Source organism: Psychrobacter okhotskensis (assembly GCF_965638355.1).
Classification (GTDB): domain Bacteria; phylum Pseudomonadota; class Gammaproteobacteria; order Pseudomonadales; family Moraxellaceae; genus Psychrobacter; species Psychrobacter okhotskensis.
Window position 1 is genome coordinate 476060 of record NZ_OZ281822.1, and the last position, 22608, is coordinate 498667.

Sequence of the window (22608 nt, forward strand, 5' to 3'; positions counted from 1 at the left end):
CTCGCTTAGCTAAAGACGTGAATTACGTATAACTATAACCACGCATAGCCATAATAAAGTAGCGCAAGCATAATGGAGCGCCTAGAGTACCAATGAAACTTGCGACATCCAACATACAACCAAGGAGTTTTATCCATGTCATATGATAAGGTTATCGTACCTAGAGACGGCGAAAAAGTAACCGTCAACGCTGATTTATCGTTGAATGTCCCCAATCATCCCATTATTCCCTTCATTGAAGGCGATGGAATTGGGGTAGATATCACTCCGGTCATGGTCAAGGTGGTTGATGCTGCAGTTGATAAAGCTTACCATGGCAAAAAGTCCATCATTTGGATGGAAGCGTATTTGGGCGAAAAAGCGGCCAAAATCTATGATGGTGACTACCTGCCAAGCGAAACGCTAGAGATCTTAAAAGATTACGTGATCAGTATTAAAGGGCCATTAACCACGCCAGTAGGCGGCGGCTTCCGCTCATTAAACGTCGCTGTGCGTCAAGAGCTTGACCTCTATGTATGCCAACGTCCCGTTCGCTGGTTTGAAGGCGTGCCAAGCCCCGTGCAGCATCCTGAGCTGACGGATATGGTGATATTCCGCGAAAACTCAGAAGATATCTATGCCGGTATCGAATGGAAGGCGGGCAGTGATGACGCGAAGAAAATCATCAAGTTCTTAAAAGAAGAGATGGGCGTGACGAAGATTCGTTTCGACGATGACTGCGGCATTGGTATCAAACCTGTATCCAAAGAAGGCTCGCAGCGTCTAGTGCGTAAAGCCATTCAACACGCTATCGATAACGATTTGCCGAGTGTGACTTTAGTGCACAAAGGCAATATCATGAAGTTCACCGAAGGCGCGTTTAAAGACTGGGGCTATGAATTAGCCGCAGAGCGCTTCGATGCAGAGTTGTTAGATGGTGGCCCTTGGATGACGATGAAAAACCCAAAAACGGGTAATGACATCATTATCAAAGACGTCATCGCTGATGCCTTTTTGCAGCAAATTCTGATGCGTCCTGCCGATTATTCTGTCGTCGCCACGCTTAACCTAAACGGTGATTACATCTCTGATGCCCTAGCGGCTGAAGTGGGCGGTATCGGTATTGCACCGGGTGCCAACAAAGGCGGCGCAATCGCTGTCTATGAAGCGACTCATGGTACTGCGCCTAAATATGCTGGTCAGAACAAAGTAAACCCCGGCTCATTGATTCTATCGGCTGAGATGATGTTACGTGACATGGGCTGGACAGAAGCCGCTGACCTCATTATCAATGGTATTCAAGGCGCTATCGCTAATAAAACGGTCACTTATGACTTTGAGCGTTTGATGCCTGATGCTATTTTGCTCAGCACTTCTGAGTTTGGTAAAGCAATCATTAAGCACATGGATGCCTAGTCATCGCTTTATGATGAGCTAAAAGCAATTTAATATAAGCTGTTGAAAAAGCCATTTACAATCATGTAGGTGGCTTTTTTATGGTGATTTTTTTATGCTGATGTTATAACTATGGTCAAGGAATTTTAGAATCGCTACGATACTGCTGATATCAATTTTTTGTCGCCTCTGTCTGCACAGACCCTATATAAGCACTATTACCTTTTTATCTACAGACAATAAAAAACACCCCACAACTCTATCGAGCTGCGGGGTGTTTTATTGTTTTTAACTGACGCTAGCTGCAAAAGTATAAAGAAGTAACGTTACTTAAGGCTAGCCAGTTAAATCTATTACAACGATGCCAACGCTTCATTGAATAAGGTGCTTGGACGCATGACTTTTTCAGCCAATGCTTCATCTGCGAAGTAGTAGCCTTTGATGTCTACCGCTTTGCCTTGAGCATCATTAAACTGTTTAATAATGGCGTCTTCATTGCTCTCAAGCTTTTGCGCTAGCGGGGCGAATTGCGCTTTAAGATCTGCATCTTGGTCTTGTGTGGCCAGCTCCTGAGCCCAGTACATCGCCAGATAGAAATGGCTACCACGGTTATCTAACTCACCGGTTTTACGTGACGGTGATTTGTCATTTAGCAGCAACGTTTCAGTGGCTCTATCGAGCATATCTGCTAAGATTTGCGCTTTAGCATTGTCATCGTTTTTGGCCAAATGCTCCAATGACTCCGTCAAGGCTAAAAATTCACCCAATGAATCCCAACGTAAATGGTTTTCTTCTACCAGCTGCTCAACGTGCTTGGGTGCAGAACCACCAGCGCCAGTTTCGAACAAACCGCCGCCTTTCATTAATGGTACGACTGATAGCATCTTAGCACTGGTTCCTAACTCGAGAATTGGGAATAAGTCAGTGAGATAATCTCGTAGAATATTACCTGTGGCAGAGATAGTATCCAGACCGCGAGCGACGCGCTCTAAGGTATAACGCATGGCGCGCACCTGTGACATGATTTCAATGTGCAGACCGTCAGTATCATGGTCTTTCAAATACATGTTAACTTTTTTGATTAGCTCGTTCTCGTGCGGACGGTACGGGTCTAACCAAAAGATGACGGGAGTATCTGACTCACGCGCACGGCGAACGGCAAGTTTCACCCAATCTTGGATAGGCTCATCTTTGACTTGACACATGCGCCAGATATCGCCTTTTTCTACATCTTTTTCAAGCAATACTTCATCGGTATCAATATCTACAATACGGGCGATACCGGTAGCGCTAGACTCAAAGGTTTTGTCATGTGAGCCATATTCTTCTGCTTTTTGTGCCATGAGGCCTACGTTAGGAACCGTACCCATGGTGGTTGGATCAAAGTTGCCATGCCATTTGCAGAAGTTGATCATTTCTTGATAAATACGGGCAAAGGTAGACTCTGGCATGACGGCTTTGCAATCATATAGTTTGCCATCAGCGCCCCACATTTTACCACCATTACGAATCATCGCAGGCATTGACGCATCGACAATAATGTCACTTGGCGAATGGAAGTTGGTGATACCTTTTGAAGAGTCAACCATCGCTAGACGTGGGCGATGCTCTTGGCAGGCATGCAAGTCTTGCTCGATCTCTTCACGTTTAGAGGATGGCAGAGTAGAGATTTTGTCGTATAGATCAGCCATACCATTGTTGACGTTAATGCCTAATTCATCAAAAAAAGCACCGTGCTTGTCAAATGCATCTTTATAATAAATTCTAACCGCATGTCCAAACACGATAGGGTGCGAAACCTTCATCATAGTGGCTTTTACGTGCAGTGAAAACAAGATACCAGCTTCGCGGCAGTCTTCCATTTCTTGCTCATAAAACTCTAGTAGCGATTTTTTGCTCATGACCATCAGGTCAATGACTTCTTTATCAAGCAACGCAATTTTTGGCTTCAATACTTTCGTTGTACCATCCTCAAGTAACAGCTCCATACGCACGTTACGGGCTTTATCTAAAGTTATCGACTGTTCGCCATCATAAAAATCACCGCTGTGCATGTGTGATACGTGGGTACTTGACCATTGCTTCCACTCGCCCATAGAATGCGGATGCTTGCGCGCAAAGTTCTTAACGGCTTTCGGCGCACGGCGATCTGAGTTGCCTTCGCGCAGTACAGGGTTGACCGAACTGCCTAGACTTTTACCATAGCGCTGACGAATTTCTTGTTCTTCGTCGGTTTTTGGATCTTCTGGAAAGTCAGGGATAGCAAAGCCTTTGCTTTGTAGTTCTTTGATACAGGCTTTTAGCTGCTGAACAGAAGCACTGATATTTGGCAGTTTGATAATGTTGGTGTCAGGATCTTGCGTCAATCGACCAAGCTCAGCTAGATTATTAGGAACGCGCTGCTCTTCACTTAAATACTCTGGAAATTCAGCCAACACACGCGCGGCAACAGAGATATCAGTGGTTTCCACCTCAACCCCTGCGGTTTGGGTAAAGGCTTTGACAATAGGTAAGAAGGACAAGGTTGCTAGCGCTGGGGCTTCATCAGTTTTTGTATAAATAATTTTTGACATTATAGTAGTGTATCCCTTTAGGCTGTAGTTAATATTAATGCTTAAATCAATGGGTGCTTCTAAGTGGGTGTTTCTATAGAGACTCTCTGCGATAGTGGGCCATGCTTGGAGCAAATGTAACATGAGTAATCTTTTGGAGAGCCTCAAGGCAACTTAAAAATTTCTGTCGCTAATTGTGGTGAATCAAAACTAAAAATAGTACGTTGAGACAGTATTGTGATTCTCTACACAAAACTGGCTGACTAACAGCAGATTATAGTTGACCCACTATAGATCCAAGGCGATGTCAATCTCGCATAATGAACCAATTGTACTATTTTTATTCATATCTCATGTATACAAATTATATTAAGCTAATAATAGCCTTATTCTACCAGTCATGAGCGTTGATATCATCTTTTCTATACAATTACCGTTCTTTAAACCCTGTTTTTTGAGTCATCAGGTAACAGCAATTAATAGATATATCGTTCACCCTATCATTCATAAAAATAGTGTGCTCATTAGCTGAAAGCGCTCAATTAAAAATAGTACGGCTAGTGTCGTAAAGTCATCTACATTCGTGTGGCTGGCTTTTTTTATGCTATTTTGATATTAAGGCGTGCTAAGTAATTTTCAAGAAATATGGCTATTTTTGCAAATTGTGACAGCAAAAGCGCTGATATTTGGTAGGCTAAACCCTTAAGAAAAAACAGTGTGGGTACTATGACTTTACAATATGCGCTACTCAGTGATACCAGTTGGCAGAGCCAAGCACAGTGGCAAGCGCCAGATACTCCTTTTATGTCATTTGATTTTTGGCAAGCGCTTAGTGATACTGGCGCAATTGGTGAGCGAGCAGGCTGGCTACCTATTTATATCTTGGTACATCGGGTAGAGGGTACTCAGAATGATGCCGTAGCAGAATCGGCTAAGTTGAGAGAGGCAGCACTGGCAGACATAACGCATCCGGTAGCCGTCATGCCCGTGTTCATAAAAGGTCATCATCAAGGTGAGTTTGTATTTGACCATTCTTGGGCACAAGCTTATGCTCAATACGGTCTCGATTATTACCCACGTCTGGTGACAAGTGTCCCTTACACCCCGATTACCGGACAGCGCTTGTGGTTAGCAGAAGGCGAGAGCTTAACTGCAGACATTATAAAGACGGCGATTGCTGGCGTTGATGATGTCGCCCAGCAAGTAGGCGCGTCGGGCTGGCATGGATTGTTTGTCACAGATGAGCTGTCCTCGCTTGCTATCAACTCTATGCCGACTAAGATTGATATAGAAAAAGCGCTCGCCGCCCAAAAGAATGACTTAGCGAGCAAGCCTATTGGCTCGCCTATCGCTACTCCTACTACGACTATCATTGAAATGCCGATACTTGAGCGTCAAGGTTGTCAGTTTTTATGGCAAAATAAAAACCTTAGCCAAGACAGCCAGCTATTTATGGATTTTGAAGGATTCTTGGCGACATTAAAAGCCAAAAAACGCAAGACTATTCGGGCTGAGCGTCGCAAGGTCGGCGAGCAAGGCATTAGCTGTCAGCGTAAGTGTGGTAACGACATCACGGATGAAGACTGGCAAGCGTTCTATCATTGTTATGTGATGACTTATGCGGTACGTGGGCAAAAGCCATATTTGACCCTTGATTTTTTTATGGCGCTAGCCGACAGCATGCCTGAGCACATCATGTTGGCGCAAGCCATGGATGCCGATGGTGAAATCATCGCAAGTAGCTTATTCTTATACGATAAAGCGGACAGCGATAATGTTGATGATAATGCTACCTTGTACGGCCGCTATTGGGGCGCGCTCGGTGAGTATGATAGCTTGCACTTTGAGCTTTGTTATTATCAAGGGCTTGAGTTTGCTATCGAGCAAGGCTTAAGGTATTTTGATCCGGGCACGCAAGGGGAGCATAAGCTGGTTCGCGGTTTTATTCCAACGACCACTCACTCTATCCACCGTATTTATGATGCGCGCTTTGTGCCAGCGATTAGCGATTTTTGTGCAAAAGATCGCTTGCATATGGCGCAATATCGTCAGCAGGCATTTGAGGCATTACCGTTTAACGCCGATAATATGCCAGACTTTGATATCAATCGTTAATGCTCGTTATTATTACTGCTGCTTTTATTAATCTCACTTTTATTAACATTGCTTTATTCACAGACACTCGCAGCCGTTTACTTTTTAAATTCTCACTATTAGGCCGTTAACTATGCCCAGTAATCTTTTTGCTAGTCCTGCCACTTTTACCCCGCCCTCTGAGCTGGTATCTTGGCTTAATGCCGAAGGCTCTCTGACTGCGATGTTGGAACAAAGAGCAGGGCAGCCATTACGAGTAGAACGCAGTTTTGAGGGCTTTCGAGCGCTAACCTTGCAACAAAAACGACAATTAGGACTGCAAGGTTCAGCGCTGAATCGTCCCTTACTAGCGTGGATACGTGACGTGCAGTTATATGGTAATGATGAGCAGCCGTGGGTGGCAGCGCAAAGTATCTTTCCTTTATCGAGTCTCAAAGGCAACGCGCGACGTCTGCAACAGTTAAAAGGCACGCCTATCGGATATGTGTTGTTTAAGCGCAGTCGTACTTTACCCAGTCAGCGTTTTATCAGCCATACCGATGCTGGCTGGCAACGACAAACGCGTTATGATTGGTATGGGCGCACGCTACTGATTAGCGAAACGTTTTTAGCTTCATTTTTAAAATGAGCACGCGTTACTATATAAGTTAGGATATTAATAAAAATATTGTTTTAACCGTATGGGTGAGCCGCCAGTAAATACTTTATTTTATTGGCTATTTATCTGCGTGATATCGTCATTTAAATTGCTCAGCTTGCTGTGAGTTTTTTTTGCGCTCGCAGTACAAATTTTCATGTTACACTTAATCTTTAGCGATGATATCGATGCATTTATATGTCGAATTTATTGCCTATAATGGACAAGTTAATAACAAGGCCAATTGCCTTTGCTTGCCTATTTTACCTCCTTTTACTACTCGCTTCTTTTTCATAAACACTACCATTAACGATAGCCACTACCTAGGACATCACTATGTTTAAAGATATTTCTATCAAAGAGTTTGATCCAGTACTTGCTGAAGCCATGGCCGCTGAAAGCGTTCGTCAAGAAAACCACATCGAGCTTATCGCTTCAGAAAACTATTGCTCGCAAGCAGTGATGGAAGCACAAGGCACTGACCTGACCAATAAATACGCTGAAGGTTATCCAGGTAAGCGTTATTACGGTGGTTGCGAGCACGTCGATGTGGTTGAGCAATTGGCCATTGACCGCGCAAAAGAGTTGTTCGGTGCTGAGTACGTCAACGTCCAGCCGCATTCTGGTAGCCAAGCAAACTCGGCTGTTTTCTTAGCATTATTAGACGCCAATGACACCGTACTAGGCATGAGCTTAGACGCTGGTGGTCACTTGACTCATGGCGCCCATATCAACTTTTCAGGCCTGAACTACAACGCCGTACAGTACGGTTTGGTCGAAGGCACTGGCCTTATCGATTATGACGAAGTTGAGCGTTTGGCAAAAGAGCATAAGCCAAAGATGATTATTGCTGGTTTTTCAGCGTATTCACAAGTGGTCGATTGGGCGCGTTTCCGTGAAATCGCGGACGAAGTCGGCGCTTATTTACTCGTAGACATGGCACACGTGGCTGGTCTTATCGCTGGTGGCGTTTATCCGAGTCCAGTACCGTTCGCTGATGTCGTGACAACTACGACGCACAAAACCCTACGTGGCCCGCGTTCAGGTATGATCTTGGCTCGTGATGAAGTACTTGCCAAAAAGCTTAACTCTGCGGTATTCCCAGGCAACCAAGGCGGTCCGTTGATGCACGTCATCGCGGCAAAAGCGGTTTGCTTTAAAGAAGCGCTAGAGGACAACTTCAAAACCTATCAGCAGCAAGTGGTCAAAAACGCCCAAGCGATGGCAAAGGTCATCCAAGAGCGCGGTTATGAAATCATCTCTGGTGGTACTGAAAACCATCTCATGCTCATCAGCCTAGTCAAGCAAGAAATGACCGGTAAAGAAGCGGACAAATGGCTTGGCGATGCGCATATCACTGTGAATAAAAACGCTGTACCAAACGATCCAAAATCGCCGTTCGTGACGTCTGGTATCCGTATCGGTACGCCAGCGATTACCACTCGTGGCTTCAACGAAGCGCAAGCAAGTGATTTGGCAGGTTGGATTTGTGATGTGTTAGATAGCCGCGGTGATGAAGCCGTCGCTACTGAAGTACGCGGTAAAGTAGAAGCGATCTGTAAAGAATTGCCAGTTTACGAAAAAAATCAGTAATTTTTGTTTGAGCAGTGTTAAACGTTGGTTAAAATAGAAACCGCTTAGCTTTTGCTAGGCGGTTTTTTATATGGTTGGTGTGCTTACAGATATATATAGTAAAAAGGGTTCTACGTATAAATATATCAATGTTAGCTTCGATGCTAATCGGGTTTAATTTGATTAATCGAAAATCATAGAGTCGATAGTACTGTCTGAAGAAATTCTTCTAGTCAAAATTAGATCTTTAATATGATTAATTAATTCAAAGCATATTTTTCCATATCGCTCACTTTTCATACGGCATACAAGTTCTTTCTCAGTTCGGTTCAGATCTTCTATATCTACCGACTGACCATTAGCGTTGCTTAAAACTAATTCAAAAAAATCAATTTCTTCATAACTATAATCAATTGAATGATATTGATTGTTCAACTCTTCATGAAAATCACCAACATCATACTTTTTTATTAGAAAATATATGTAACTAGTGCTTTGAGTAAAGGTATATACAATATTCAAATTATCATTTTCTTCGCTATTTGATGTGATAACATCGCCAACAGCTATAGTTTTAAAAAAAACAGAGAGTAACTTGATTTTTTCATCAGTGGTCTCGAATTTTGATGGAATCAGATTAATAATCTCATTTATTTTTGGTAGTATCCAAATATCTTCTAGTACTTCTCTATTCATATTAAACATCATATCAATAACATTGTCAGTCTGATATCGTTCTCCAATTTTCGTGATTATTTGTTCTTTTACTCTGTTATTAGTGAGATAGTATGCTGTAAAATATTCTTGAAAGGATCTATGAGTGAAGCAGTAATCTAAACCATCTCGCATCAATAAGGGCACATTGTTCAACAGTTCTAACTTTAAACTTTTAGAACTAACATTTTGTCCAAAACCACCCAAACTCTTAGTTAGTAATGAATTGCAAACCTCTTCAGAAATTTTAAAAGTCTGCCTATAGTATGTAGCAAGACAAAATAGTGAAAAGATATTTCTCAACTCATACATATCCAAGTTGGTTAAACTCTTTCTATGAAAGCTTTCTTTAGTTACATCATGCTTATTAAATAAAGCTTGATAAGCTAAATCATAAAATATATGTACTTTGTCAGGTATATCGCCAAACTGCTCATAAGTAATTAACATAATAGTTAGTAACAATGGATTACTTGAAAACCCTTCATGCTTTGCAAATAAGCCAAAATTAAGAGCTTCTATAAATGTTTCTTTAATTTTCTCATCATATTTTAAATTTTCTATGACTGCTATAGCTTGAGATATGTTTAGAGGGTCTATCTTTACGACACTATATAAAGACCAGTCTGTAAACTCATTATACTCAGGACGTGAAGAAGTAAGAATTATCAGGTTAGGATATCTATCTGCTAGGTTGTTGATTTCTTTTAAGTAGTTTTCTTTCAAGTCGTAATTAACTTCATCGAATCCGTCTAAGAAGATTATAGTTCCATCTCTATTTAACAAATAATCTAAGTTGTCCTTATTAAATTTATTGTTATAAGTAGCTATATCAGCTCTAAGAGTCTCAATTATACTTCCACTTGTCTCATTGACTTTTCTTAGTTCAAGAAATAGAGGGAGTAGTTTTCTCTCATTTCTAATAATATTGATAAATATACTTTTTAAAAAACAAGACTTACCAGAACCTGCTGTTGCACTAACAACCATTTTCTTTGAATGCAACAGAACGTCGAAGAAATCTGATTGTGTAAATACTTCGTTTCTCCATCTGATGTTTTGCGGTACATAAATTTCATCAAGCTCGACGACTTGGGATGAAAAGAAAGCCATCTTGACCTTAGAAAGATTAACCGATTTTGCGTACAGATAATCTTTTAAAGCAAAATTGTACTTAGTAGCAAACTTTTGATAATCCTTGCCAATAAGATTGCTTAAGTAATGCCCAGTGTCTTTTAAAATTTCGTGTAAGTCTTTAACATTTGAGCTTGGTGCTTGAAGTTCCATAATCATCCTAATTTTTATTGAAATACCTAGACCGCAAACTAATCCTTCTTCAATGCCTGACTGTCTTCTAATATGCCCATAAACCTATCATATAACCAAGGCTCCATATCATCAACGGCTTGGTTATAAATTGTAGCGCCTATCAAATCTACCATAAAATCGAATAAGAACTTGGCAGGCAAATTACCGATATCCAAATCAAACTCTTCGCTCATATAATCTCTCAAATTATCTAACAGCGCTTCTTCCTCTTCTTTCGATAACTTGATAAGTTTGTCTTTACTCATATCATTCTCTCAATACTAGGTAATGATCTAGGTTAGTTCAATCATACCTTTATAGGAAGGTTGAATAACCAATAAAAAGGCTGGGCTACGATAGCGTAGCCCAGCCTTATTCAGGTTAATTCGACTTTATTGCTTATAAAATTACATAAACGGCAACTTGGTAAATATCTGCAAGATCGTCGCGTTGACGATATCAACGAAGAAAGCACCAACCATCGGCACAATTAAGAACGCTTTAGGCGAGGCCAAGTAGCGATCCGTTACCGCCTGCATATTGGCAATCGCCGTCGGGGTTGCGCCCATACCAAAACCACAATGACCCGCTGACAGCACGGCCGCATCGTAGTCCTTACCCATGACTCTAAAGGTAATAAAGTAAACATAGATAATCATAATCAAGGTTTGCACCAGCAAAATAATCAGCACAGGGCCCGCTAAGTCAGTCAACTGCCAGAGCTTCAATGATAACAGCGCCATCGCCAAGAATAGACTCAAGGACGCATTACCAATGACATCGATAGCACGGTCAAACATATCAAAGTTGAAGACGATAGTTAACGAGTTACGAATAATTACCCCAGCCGCTAGCGCCCATACGAACGTTGGCAGTTGGAACCAAGTGCCTTCTGCGACGATGGTCATTATGTCGGCGAAAGCTAAGGCCGCCGCAAACAGTGCTAATGATTCAATCGTAGATGAGGCGGTAATAAGGCGGATGTTATCAGGTTTTTCAAACATCTCTTCCTGTCTATGATCCCCATCTTCGGTATGTTTGGTGCTGTATAACGACTGTTCGCCAGCCAGTTTTTCGACATCGCTTGGGTTTGGATTAGCCGGAGTCGGTTTTAGACCAAGACGTTGAATCAAGCGACGAGCGACAGGTCCACCAATGAGACCACCGGCCACCAAGCCATAAGTGGCAACAGCGATACCAAGTGTCGTCGCACCGACCACGCCATACTCTTCTTCTAATACCACGCCCCAAGCCCCTGCCGTACCGTGCCCACCAGTGAGCGCGATAGAACCAGTCACCAGTCCAAGCAAAGGATCGAGTCCCAGTGCGCTCGCCATCGCGACGCCAACGACGTCCTGCAAAATGATAAACACCGAGACCACAACCGTGAAAATAAATAATGGCGAACCACCGGCTTTTAGTCGTCCAAAATCGGCACTGAGACCAATAGAGGCAAAAAACATCAGCATAGTCGCTGTTTGCAGACCTTGATGAAAGTTGAAACTGTAGCCCCAAATTAAGTTAAGCGCGTAAACAATCATCGCGGCGACCAAGCCACCCACGACAGGCTCTGGAATATTAAAATCCTCTAATACCTTGATTTTTTTAATCAAAAAACGTCCGAGTAATAGCACGAACGTTGCCAAGATCAGCGTGTAATATCCATTTAAAGTAATTTCCATGAGTTGATCCTTTTTACAAATATAAATTAACCTGAATGTAGGACAGAATCAGTGCTGTCTTACATTTAGGTTTTTTCAATAAGGCACTAAAGCATGTCATCGATGACACACCCCAAATTATTTATCTTTACTCGATACCACAATCCATAACTGCGGCTTACCAAAATCTCTATACGCATCTTCGATGATACTTTTAAATATAGTAAAGTCTTCAGTATTTATGTTTTTTACCCTTGTTAAATCAAGCTTTAACTGCGTGACCTCGCTATCGGTTAAGCAGTCCCATGCACTGTCCCAGTTATGCGAAAAGTAGCTAGGAAAATCACAGGCTTTAGCCAAACTGACTAAAAGTGCGCGCTTATCAAGCACCTCATCGAGTGGAATGTCGATAGCGTGTGCAGGAACAAAAGCGATGTCGTTAAGCTCGCTGTTGGCTGAGTCAATATAATAAATGGCGTCACTCATCTTAATTCACCTCCAGTTTGCTAAAGCTATCATAATGGTCCACCGTCAAATAATAAATGGTCGGCGGGTTGCCACCGGTGACAATGCGCCGCGCCCCGCGATGAGAAACGCCAGGGGTAGGGACGGTATATTCGTGATAGTAGCCTTGCGACTGAGCAGGTAGTAGGCCTTCGCGATTATAGAACGTCGTGCCATCTTTATTTGGATAGGGAAACGGCCCGCCTTGCTTTATCAGCGCAATGGTAGTGTCAATCTGTGCATCACCAGTAATGGCTGACGTCTGTGCTTGACCCGCTGCTATAGAGGAAGTCTGTGATATGGGCGTCGACTGAGCATTGTCAGCAAGAAGGGTGGATTTTAGATCGGCAAAGAAATAAACCGCTACCGCTATGATCGCAATCAAACTAAATAAAGTCGAGAGCGGGCTTTTTTTCTTTTGATGACCACGACTCTTTTTAACATTATTATTTTGAGTCGTGTGGCGTTTATGCTGCTGGCGGTCTCGTTCAGTATTATTGGAGGAGCGGGCAGCAGGTGTGATGTCTGAGGTTTCTAAAATACTCAAGTCGTTGGAAGTGACTTCAGTGGCGCGCAATTGGTTTTTGTCATTACGCTGACTATGAAAATAGACACGTTGGCCTTCGCTGATGGGCTGTGACAAGCGCACTGTACTCACATGAAAAAACACGTCTTCGTTTTGATTGTCCACATCGATAAATCCATAGCCTTTATCTTGGTTCCAGTGCTTGATTTTGCCACTTTGCATCAGTATGTCGTCCTCTAAGCTTCCTGTTTTTATAACTCATAAAAAACGCCAGCAATTAAGCTGACGTTTTTTTTGGATTATACGTTAATTTAGACGGTAGATGATAGGGCGGAGCGCAATAAATTAGGTGCGTGTCTCACCATGACCATAAACGATCCATTTTTGTGAGGTCAAACCTTCTAGTCCAACAGGACCACGCGCATGAATTTTGTCGGTTGAGATGCCAATCTCTGCACCCAGACCATATTCAAAACCATCAGCAAAGCGGCTAGAGGCGTTAATCATCACGCTGGCTGAGTCTACTTCGCGGATAAAACGCTGCGACTTGGTGTAATTATCCGTAATGATGACGTCGGTATGATGACTGCCGTGAGTATTGATGTGTTCGATGGCCTCATTAATGCCTGATAATACTTTGATCGCTAAGATAGGCGCAAGGTATTCGGTATCCCAATCCTCAGCAGTTGCGGCAGATAAATGACCAGCAAGCTTAGCGTTGTCATTTAAGATGGCTTGCGACTTATCATCGAGGCGTAGTTGCATGGCATCATCGGCTTGAATAATAGCTTCAGCGATTTTTGGTAATAGCTCACCCGCGACTGATTCATCGACCAAGAGGGTCTCCATGGTATTGCAAGTACCATAGCGATGGGTTTTGGCATTGACGCTGACTTTGATAGCAATCTCAGGATCGGCATCACTGTCAATAAAGGTATGGCAGTTACCATCTAGATGCTTAATCACAGGAACTTTGGCATCGCGGCTAATACGCTCAATCAAACCCTTACCGCCGCGTGGCACGATTACATCGACATATTCTGTCATCGTAATCAGCTCGCCGACAGCAGCGCGATCGGTCGTTTGTAGTACTTGCACACTGTGCTCAGACAGTCCGACTTTTTTTAGACCTTCTAAGATACATTTGGCGATTGCTTGGTTGGATTCGAATGCTTCAGAACCACCGCGCAATATAATCGCATTGCCCGACTTTAGAGCAAGAGAGGCGGCTTCCAATGTGACGTTAGGACGCGACTCATAAATCATACCGACCACGCCGAGTGGTACACGCATTTTGCCCAAATGAATCCCTGATGGCTGGTAAGTCATGTCAGTGACTTCGCCGATAGGATCAGGTAGCGCCGATACGTCTTTTAAACCTTGTAGCATACCGTCGAAGCGCGCATCGTTTAGCTCTAGACGGTCAAGCAAGGCGGCGTCTAAGTTGTTTTTTTGACCATTGTCCATATCGATTTTATTGGCAGACAAAATATCCTGTTTGGCATTCATCAGGACGTCATAAATCGACATCAAAGCAGCATTTTTGTCACCCGTATTGGCCGCAGCTAAAGCACGTGATGCGGCGCGCGCTTGTTTGCCAACAGATTGCATATAGGCGGTAACGTCTGTGGTGTTCGATTGACTCATAAATCTTTTTCCTTATATTTCTAATTTAACGATTCGTAGACTAAGTAATGATAGACACTCAATTTTTATCAAAGAGTTACTTCTATCAAATCATTGCTTTGATCAAATGATCAGTTTTATTAAATCATTATTTCTATTAACTGATTAAAAGTAACAAAAATAACTAAAGTAGCTGCAAAAATACCTAAAAAGGCAGAAAAACTGCCAAATATCATCAATAGTCTACAAAAAATGGTTCTGAGCGCGATTATGGCGCTATGTCATTTAACATAGAGCAGATTAGGTCGATAGTAAAGTTGAATTTGTGAACAGAACCCGCTTTACAAAGCGCTTATAGAGGTTTTTCATAGTGAAATGGTTGTAATTGCTAACCTAAAATAAAACGATATGAGTGTCATTACAAAATGAATTGATAATTACGTGTTTTTAACAGAACTGCGCTGCAATTACTAAGGACGCCAGTGTCGATGGTCAGTATAGTCATTACTAAGTCTACAAATTGTTGACTATCAATTTATCGATTAACGAGCATGGAGAAGGACAATGGCTATCATTAATGACAAGAATGACAAGGGTAAAAAATGGTTGTATGCCACGCTAGCCGCTGCAACCTTAATGCTAGGCGCTTGTGCTGATAAAGAAGCAACAACGGCTGAGGCCAGTACCGCGACTGACGCCCAAGTCGAAGTCGAGCAAGGCGCCACTGGTGTCTCAACGGCTGACAAAGCGACAGAAAATGATATAGCCATTGCTAGTGCCGACGATGAGGCTATGGCAGTGGGCAATAAAGATGATGTGGCTGTTTCGACTGCTGATGACGACGTATTAGACGGCTCTGAACAACAAGAGCACGTCTCAACCTATTAAATGAGTACGTCAAAAATCGTCTCAAGACGTCAGGTTAAAGTATGATGACTCGATGCTCAGATAAAACAACGTCTTGTACGCTAAAGTGATAAAATAAAGCCCAGCGCTTAAATGCAGTCTGGGCTTTTTTGTGCCAGTCATTTATTGGCTGATTCATGAGCCAATGCTGTGCAAAGTTTGCGTTTTCTCTGCATTATAGGAGACAATACCTCTCTTATGGCACATCAGTCATCGCGCTATCATATAAAGCGGTCTATAGAGCATTGATTTATACTATATATAGTGCTGTTTTTTATTCTCGTATTCACTCATATTTATTGGAAGTCTGCTGAACCATGCTTGATATTGCAAAAAATCCGACTCGGCCTATCGCCTTAGATTTACAAGACGTCCATAAAAGCTATGGCTCATTGGCAGTACTAAAAGGGGTGTCGCTCACCGCCTATGATGGTGATGTGATCTCTATTTTAGGCTCGTCTGGCTCTGGTAAATCTACCTTATTGCGCTGTATTAATCTGCTTGAAAAGCCCAATCAGGGTCGTATCATCATTGGTAACGACGAGCTGATGTTAAAGCCCAGTAAATCAGGTGAGCTTCAAGCCGCAGATATCAAGCAATTAGAGAGTTTGCGTGCGCGGGTGGGCTTCGTCTTTCAGAACTTCAACTTGTGGCCACACAAAACGATTTTGCAAAACATCATCGAGGGGCCAACGCAAGTTTTAAAGATTAAAAAAGATCAAGCCATTAGCGATGCTGAAAAACTGCTCGATAAAGTGGGCCTGCTGGATAAAAAAGACGCTTATCCTGCCAATTTATCCGGTGGTCAGCGCCAGCGCGTCGCTATTGCCCGTGCCCTTGCTATGCAGCCACGAGTATTATTGTTTGATGAGCCAACGTCAGCGTTAGATCCAGAGCTGGTGAATGAAGTACTGGCGGTCATGCGTGAATTGGCAGAAGAGGGGCGCACCATGCTAATCGTCACTCATGAGATGCGTTTTGCCCGTGAAGTCTCCAGCCAAGTCGTATTCTTACATCAAGGAATCGTTGAAGAGATGGGTACGCCCGAACAAGTCTTTGACAATCCTACCTCTGAGCGTGTCAAAGACTTTATGGCATCGCATCGTCAACACCTATAACCACTGACGCTTGACCAATAATATTTAGCCAATGACATTTAGAATGATGATGCATTCCGATAAAATGCATCGTCGCTCATAGTGATTAAGCTTTTATTGCACATGGGCTTATGCTGCGCAAACTGCTGATTGGTAAGTACCGTTGACCATTTATTACCCAATAATAACAGTCGGTATGCAAAACGTTTGTTTTTGATATTTTACTCAGGTATTATCAAAAGGTTGACAGGCGGTCGTTAATAACGGTTGCTTGCATTTTCTGCTATCTATATTGCTTGTCTGGCAGGGAAGTCAGAGAACAAAATATCAGAACCCTAAAAAACCCATTAGAACTTAAGGAATGTATGATGTCGAATTCTCGCCTATTATGGTCATCGATGACCGTCACTGCAGCGTTAATGCTGAGTGCTTGTAGTCAACCTGCTGATGAAACGGCTGCTACCAACGCCGATGCGCCAGCAGCAGAAACGGCTGGCAAAACCATTCGTATCGCAACCGAAGGCGCTTACCCTCCTTTTAACTACACCAATGCCGATGGTACGCTGGCCGGTTTTGATATTGACGTTGCCAATGCCCTGTGTGATCAGATGCAAGCCAAATGTGAAATCGTTGCCCAAGATTGGGACGGTATCATTCCGGGTTTGTTGGCACAAAAGTATGATGCTGTGGTCGCTGGTATGTCTATCACCGCTGAACGCCAAGAAAAAGTCGATTTCAGCGAGCCCTATTTTGCCAATACTATGGTATGGCTGACCGATACCAAAGGCAGCTTTGATCCGATGGCAATCAAAAACCTAACCCTTGGCGGTCAACGTTCAACGACGCCAGGCGCGTACCTACAAGACAACCATGAAGGCAAAGACGGCAACACCGTCAAGCTTTATGACAATTATGACAATGCTTATTTGGATCTAAAATCTGGACGTAGCGATGCGGTATTGGCTGAAAAAGTCTCAGCCAAGTCATGGTTAGCAGACAATACTGAAGGCTTCGGCGTCGTTGGTGATGAGATTGATAACGACGATAATATTGCTATTGCTGTCCGTAAAGGCGACCCACTCAGAGACGAATTTAACAAAGCGCTTAGCGAAATCCGTAGTAATGGTGAGCTGGCACGTCTTGAGCAAATTAACTTTGATCAGTAAGCGTTGATGAATATGCTTTAACGAATAAGCGTCGATCAACGAATAGTGGGTTAATACACGGCTGGTAAATATATTAAGGAATAGCAAACATGACCATTTCAATGACATCATTAATGACCAAAAAAGCCTTTTGGCTTGCGCCGCTCAGCGCTGCCATGCTAATGCTAGCAGGGTGTAATAATAGCTCAGCACCAACAGACAGTGCCGAAGCTGATGCGGCAACTGATACACCGTTGAACATCAAAATCGCCACCGAATCAAGCTATAAGCCTTTTAGCTACACAGATGCCGATGGCAAACTGATCGGCTATGAGATTGAGCTGGTCGATGCACTATGTGCGCAAATGAAAGCAGAGTGTGAAGTCATCTCCCAAGATTGGGATGGTCTGATTCCGGGACTGAATGCACAGAAATTTGATGCGGCCATCGCAGGGATGTCAATCACCCCTGAGCGTAAAGAAGTCGTGGAATTTAGCGACCCTTACTTCCACAGTGGCATCATCTTAATCGGTAAAAAAGGTGATGATATCAGCGTAGAAGCTCTCAAAGGCCAGCCCGTCGCCTCACAGCGCTCAACGGTTGCGTCACAGTACTTGCAGGACGAACATGCCGATGCCGATGTCAAGCTTTATGATACTCAGGACAACGCTTATCTAGATCTCACCTCAGGTCGTGTACGTGCGATGATGTCTGATAAAGTAACGGGTATTGACTGGCTAAAAACGGAAGCGGGCAAAGACTACGAAGTCAAAGGTCAAGAGATCAGCACCAATGATGACGCCATGGGTATTGCCTTCCGTAAAGGTGATCCACTAGTTGCCAAATTTAACGCAGCATTGGCAGAGCTAAAAGCCAATGGCACCTATGATCAAATCACTGGCAGCTATTTTGGTACTAGCACAACGGCTGCTGCACAAAAAACAGCCGCTAATGGTAGTGTTGAGCAAGTGGTTGTCGTTGATGAAGGTAATGTCGATGCCAATGCAGTGATTGCTGAAGAAGAACAAACAGAAACGGCAACCAACTAGGACGAGTTTGGCCTAGGGCATGTCCTAATATGAGACACGCCCTAATAAAAGGCAGGCGTTGTTTTACTAAGCTGTTTTCTACTGTATAAATATCAAGGATGATCATGAGCCACTATCTTATCCCAGCCCTCAATATGACTCGTACCTCAATCAGAACGCTGGTAACGACCAGCCGCTGGTCTATGCCGCTGTTGGGCATGGCTGCTGTTTTTACTTTAGCGGGTTGTAACAACAGTCAAAACAGTGCTGACGACAGCAACTCTGCAGCTAATGAGACCACTGAGACCGCAACTGCGGCGACAGAGGAGGTGCTACGTATCGGTACTGAAGGCGCTTATGCTCCTTTCAACTATACCAATGCAGATGGCACACTCGGCGGCTTCGATGTGGATATGGCCAATGCCCTTTGCGATGATATGCAAGTCACCTGCGAGATTACTGCCCAAGACTGGGATGGTATTATCCCTGGTCTCAAGGCTGGTAAATATGATGCCATCGTCGCGGCGATGTCAGTGACCCCTGAGCGTGAGCAACAAGTTGCCTTTACGAATCCTTACTTTAGTAATACGTTGGTTTTTTTGGCCAAAAAAGACAGCAGCTTTGAGCCAAGCAACAGCGATGATATCAATGCGCACTCGATTGCCGCGCAGCGCTCGACCATCTCTTCGCAGTGGTTAGAGAATACGTATCCAAAAGCCAATATGAAGCTCTATGATACCTTGAGTAATGCCTTTTTAGATTTGGGTTCCGGTCGCGTTGATGCAATGATATCTGACAAACTACCGGCGTTAGAGTGGCTTAGCTCACCCACAGGCAGTAATTATGTGCTAAAAGGTGATGAGATTGATATTAATGATAACTTTGCCATAGCGGTGCGTCCTAATGATGAGGCACTACAAGCAAAGATCAATCAGTCATTAGCCAATCTAAAGGCCAATGGTACTTATGACAAAATCAATCAAAAGTACTTTGCCGTGCCAGCCGCTAGTAACAGCATAGTTACGGACGCTACGTTAGAAAATACTGAGCAGCCAGTGGTAGATAGCACCGCGCAATAACCGTTTAATATAAATATTATCGTAAGGTTTGAAACTTTAGTATTAATAACGAGGACATTACTATAATGGTGATGTCCTTTTTTATTGTTTTATAGAATGCCTTATAACCTTTTGTGTAATAATTTGAACGCTTCGATGACATCTTGCTGATTGAATCAATATTGAGGGTCAACTTTGGTCAAATCTTGCTTATTTATTTTCTTTTTGTAGAGATAAGTGGCGATTTAGGGCGCGCTTTTACGTGTCAGTATTAACATAGCGGCGAGCGAATATGATAAAATCGGCGCTCATTTCTACTGTGTCAATTACCGCTTCTATGATGGTATTAATCTGTTGTCGTGCTATTAAACAGATTGTCCGTATCAATTTGATATAAAATACGGTTATAGGCAGCGCTCAGCTATTGATGCTGATTCTTTTAACTCATATTTTGCTAATATTGCTAATATAAAGAGACTGAGTGGATAATTGTGTTTGATTTACAAGGATTTGGCGCGCTTCTATTAAGCGGCGCTACCGTCACCATACAACTTGCCATGACCAGTTTAGTCATCGGCATGTTTTTAGGTCTGCTCGGTGCCACAGCTAAGCTGTCAAATATCTGGCTGCTACGTAAGCTTGCGACTGTTTATACCGCCACGATGCGCGGGATTCCTGAGCTGCTCTTGGTGCTGTTTATCTATTATGGCGGCTCTATACTGCTGATGAGCATTCTCAAAAAGTTCGGCTATAACGACTATGTCGAAATTAGTGCTTTTTGGGGCGGCGTCATGGCGTTGTCGATTGCTTTTGGTGCCTATGCGACTGAAATTTTTCGCATGTCGATTCAAGAGATTCCGATAGGCCAACGTGAGGCGGCGCAAGCGATAGGCATGCGTCCTTTTCAGACCTTTTATCGTATTACCCTACCGCAAGTATGGCAGATTGCGCTGCCCGGATTGGGCAATCTATTTTTGGTGTTGCTTAAGGACACGGCATTGGTATCGGTGGTTGGTCTCAAAGATATCATGTATCAGTCTTCGCGCGCGGCGCAGTCAACACAGCAGCCGTTTACTTTTTATATGGCGGCGGCGATTATCTATCTGGGTTTAACCGTGCTGATTACGGGTTTTATGATGTGGCTTGAATGGCGTGCCAACCCAGCGGCGCGCTATGCTAAAAAGCTGAGTCGTCAATCCGTTCAACGTCAATCGACCATAGGATAGAGGAGAGATACTATGGATTGGAATTGGCAGGTTATTTTTGAGCATATCCCTGACTTACTAGGCGGCGCGGTTTTGACCGTTCAGCTTGTGGTCATCTCAGGTATTATAGGACTGTTCTTTGGTCTGATTTTAGCGCTGTTACGACTGTCTAAAAATTGGGTGGTACAGATACTGCCCTTTTTATATATCTTCTTTTTCCGTGGCACGCCACTACTGGTGCAGATATTTTTGATTTATTATGGTCTTGGTCAGTTCGAAGCGGTACGTGATTCATTCTTATGGGAGCCAGTGCTGAGCCAAGCCTATTGGTGTGCCATCATTGCCTTCACGCTCAATACCAGCGCTTATTTGGCAGAAATCATTCGCGGCGCGATTCAAAACATTCCCGTGGGCGAGCTCGAAGCTGCTGATGCGATTGGGATGTCAAAATGGCAGAAGCTGACTCGTATTACCTTACCGCGTGCTTTTGGCATTGTGATTCCCGCTTACAGTAACGAAGTTATCTTTATGCTAAAGGGCAGCGCTCTGGCGTCAACCATTGCTTTGATGGATATTACGGGCGTTGCTCGTACGATTAGTGCCCGTACTTATACCTTGATGGAATTGTTCTTTGCAGCCGGTATCGTCTATTTGTTGTTATCGTGGGTGATCTTATTTAGCTTTAGACTGTTTGAAAAAAGAATGAACCGTCATGCCAGCTATGTGCCACCAGATGTGATGACCAATACGATTCCTTAATGATTTATTATTAAAGTGATTTATCGCTAAAATCATGTTGGATAATGCTAAATTTGCCAATAAAAATTTCCATAATTTTGCTGTGAGAGTCTAGTATGAGCCAATCACCACATATGTCATTAGTCGATGCCATTGCCGCAAATGTCAATGATGATGACGGCGCTGCGAGTGTCAATCAGAGCTTACGCGCACCCATCGGAAAGGTCGTCTGCGTCGGTCGTAACTATGCCGCTCATGCTCACGAATTGGGTAATGAGGTGCCAGCCGCGCCCATGCTATTTATGAAACCTGCCTCTGCGGTGGTCTCTATTCGTCAAGGCGTTATCCGCCCAAATCCAGAAGTATTTGGTGAGACCCATTACGAAGCAGAGCTATGCGTTCAGCTGTCAGCTGACCTGTCGGCTGCGACCATTGGGCAAGCTCAGCAGGCGATTGGTGGCGTGACCTTAGGACTAGATTTGACCTTGCGTGACTTGCAAACTGAGTTAAAAGAAAAAGGTCATCCATGGGAGCGTGCCAAGTGTTTCGACGGTGCTTGTGTACTCGCTGACTGGCTCGATCCGCAAGCGTTCGGTGACTTTACCGATGTGCACTACCAACTGACCATCAATGACACGCTTAAGCAAGATGGCGAGAGCGCTTTGATGTTGTTTCCGGTTTATGAATTATTGGCCAATATCAGTCATGCGTTTAGCTTACAAGCAGGCGATGTCATCATGACTGGTACGCCAAGCGGCGTTGGGATATTGCATGCAGGTGATAAGCTCATGCTAAAGTTGGGCGCACATGAATGGCAGGCGCAAGTACACTAAACTTGCTAAAATTAGTCTCAAGTATGAAGT

Annotated in this window: 19 protein-coding genes; 12 read left to right on the forward strand and 7 right to left on the reverse strand. The window is 43.4% G+C overall.

Annotation, left to right across the window (positions count from 1 at the left end; translation table 11 throughout):
• Nucleotides 1-135: 135 nt before the first annotated feature.
• The gene (icd, locus tag ACSUPM_RS01995) at nucleotides 136-1395 is read left to right on the forward strand and encodes an NADP-dependent isocitrate dehydrogenase (RefSeq protein ID WP_025651682.1); all 1260 of its coding nucleotides are present in this window, start codon (nucleotides 136-138) and stop codon (nucleotides 1393-1395) included.
• Between the two features lie 332 nt (nucleotides 1396-1727).
• On the opposite strand, the gene ACSUPM_RS02000 is transcribed toward icd, so the two are convergent.
• Complete coding sequence (locus ACSUPM_RS02000; protein WP_201582403.1) at nucleotides 1728-3947, reverse strand: NADP-dependent isocitrate dehydrogenase; 2220 nt, start codon at nucleotides 3945-3947, stop codon at nucleotides 1728-1730.
• A gap of 705 nt (nucleotides 3948-4652) precedes the next feature.
• Here ACSUPM_RS02000 and ACSUPM_RS02005 point away from each other — a divergent pair.
• The 3 genes from ACSUPM_RS02005 to glyA all read left to right on the forward strand — a co-directional run bounded on the left by ACSUPM_RS02005 (nucleotide 4653) and on the right by glyA (nucleotide 8250).
• Entirely contained in the window at nucleotides 4653-6041 is a 1389-nt protein-coding gene (locus ACSUPM_RS02005) for a GNAT family N-acetyltransferase (protein WP_201577072.1), read from the forward strand.
• A gap of 112 nt (nucleotides 6042-6153) precedes the next feature.
• A complete protein-coding gene (locus ACSUPM_RS02010) occupies nucleotides 6154-6648 on the forward strand; it encodes a chorismate--pyruvate lyase family protein (RefSeq protein WP_201577073.1) in 495 nt (164 codons plus the stop codon).
• Nucleotides 6649-6993: 345 nt separating this feature from the next.
• Nucleotides 6994-8250 carry a serine hydroxymethyltransferase gene (gene glyA / locus ACSUPM_RS02015; protein WP_101211762.1) on the forward strand — a complete coding sequence of 419 codons (1257 nt, stop codon included), beginning with the start codon at nucleotides 6994-6996 and terminating at the stop codon, nucleotides 8248-8250.
• A gap of 162 nt (nucleotides 8251-8412) precedes the next feature.
• Here glyA and ACSUPM_RS02020 read toward each other — a convergent pair whose 3' ends face one another.
• The 6 genes from ACSUPM_RS02020 to ACSUPM_RS02045 form a co-directional block, all read right to left on the reverse strand.
• Nucleotides 8413-10230, reverse strand: coding sequence for an NACHT domain-containing protein (locus tag ACSUPM_RS02020; RefSeq protein ID WP_201566143.1), 1818 nt, complete (start codon nucleotides 10228-10230; stop codon nucleotides 8413-8415).
• Nucleotides 10231-10268: 38 nt separating this feature from the next.
• A complete protein-coding gene (locus tag ACSUPM_RS02025) occupies nucleotides 10269-10517 on the reverse strand; it encodes a DUF2164 domain-containing protein (protein WP_201566144.1) in 249 nt (82 codons plus the stop codon).
• Nucleotides 10518-10658: 141 nt separating this feature from the next.
• Entirely contained in the window at nucleotides 10659-11933 is a 1275-nt protein-coding gene (gene gltS / locus ACSUPM_RS02030; RefSeq protein WP_025651675.1) for a sodium/glutamate symporter, read from the reverse strand.
• A 117-nt stretch (nucleotides 11934-12050) separates the two neighbouring features.
• Nucleotides 12051-12398, reverse strand: coding sequence for a barstar family protein (locus ACSUPM_RS02035; protein WP_025651674.1), 348 nt, complete (start codon nucleotides 12396-12398; stop codon nucleotides 12051-12053).
• Nucleotide 12399: 1 nt separating this feature from the next.
• A complete protein-coding gene (locus ACSUPM_RS02040) occupies nucleotides 12400-13164 on the reverse strand; it encodes a ribonuclease domain-containing protein (RefSeq protein WP_101211763.1) in 765 nt (254 codons plus the stop codon).
• Nucleotides 13165-13287: 123 nt separating this feature from the next.
• A complete protein-coding gene (locus ACSUPM_RS02045; RefSeq protein WP_025651672.1) occupies nucleotides 13288-14589 on the reverse strand; it encodes a glutamate-5-semialdehyde dehydrogenase in 1302 nt (433 codons plus the stop codon).
• Nucleotides 14590-15132: 543 nt separating this feature from the next.
• Here ACSUPM_RS02045 and ACSUPM_RS02050 point away from each other — a divergent pair.
• The 8 genes from ACSUPM_RS02050 (at nucleotide 15133) to ACSUPM_RS02085 (ending at nucleotide 22578) form a co-directional block, all read left to right on the forward strand.
• Nucleotides 15133-15456: a hypothetical protein gene (locus ACSUPM_RS02050; protein WP_025651671.1), complete on the forward strand. Its 324-nt coding sequence runs from the start codon at nucleotides 15133-15135 to the stop codon at nucleotides 15454-15456.
• 335 nt (nucleotides 15457-15791) lie between these two features.
• Nucleotides 15792-16592 carry an ABC transporter ATP-binding protein gene (locus ACSUPM_RS02055; protein WP_025651670.1) on the forward strand — a complete coding sequence of 267 codons (801 nt, stop codon included), beginning with the start codon at nucleotides 15792-15794 and terminating at the stop codon, nucleotides 16590-16592.
• A gap of 344 nt (nucleotides 16593-16936) precedes the next feature.
• Nucleotides 16937-17737 carry a transporter substrate-binding domain-containing protein gene (locus ACSUPM_RS02060; protein WP_201565781.1) on the forward strand — a complete coding sequence of 267 codons (801 nt, stop codon included), beginning with the start codon at nucleotides 16937-16939 and terminating at the stop codon, nucleotides 17735-17737.
• An 89-nt stretch (nucleotides 17738-17826) separates the two neighbouring features.
• Nucleotides 17827-18765, forward strand: coding sequence for a transporter substrate-binding domain-containing protein (locus tag ACSUPM_RS02065; protein WP_173239120.1), 939 nt, complete (start codon nucleotides 17827-17829; stop codon nucleotides 18763-18765).
• A gap of 197 nt (nucleotides 18766-18962) precedes the next feature.
• Entirely contained in the window at nucleotides 18963-19823 is an 861-nt protein-coding gene (locus ACSUPM_RS02070) for an ABC transporter substrate-binding protein (RefSeq protein ID WP_413772500.1), read from the forward strand.
• 470 nt (nucleotides 19824-20293) lie between these two features.
• Nucleotides 20294-21028 carry an ABC transporter permease gene (locus ACSUPM_RS02075; protein WP_025651666.1) on the forward strand — a complete coding sequence of 245 codons (735 nt, stop codon included), beginning with the start codon at nucleotides 20294-20296 and terminating at the stop codon, nucleotides 21026-21028.
• A 12-nt stretch (nucleotides 21029-21040) separates the two neighbouring features.
• Nucleotides 21041-21766: an ABC transporter permease gene (locus tag ACSUPM_RS02080; RefSeq protein WP_025651665.1), complete on the forward strand. Its 726-nt coding sequence runs from the start codon at nucleotides 21041-21043 to the stop codon at nucleotides 21764-21766.
• Nucleotides 21767-21861: 95 nt separating this feature from the next.
• Entirely contained in the window at nucleotides 21862-22578 is a 717-nt protein-coding gene (locus ACSUPM_RS02085; RefSeq protein WP_352286818.1) for a fumarylacetoacetate hydrolase family protein, read from the forward strand.
• Nucleotides 22579-22608 lie beyond the last annotated feature (30 nt).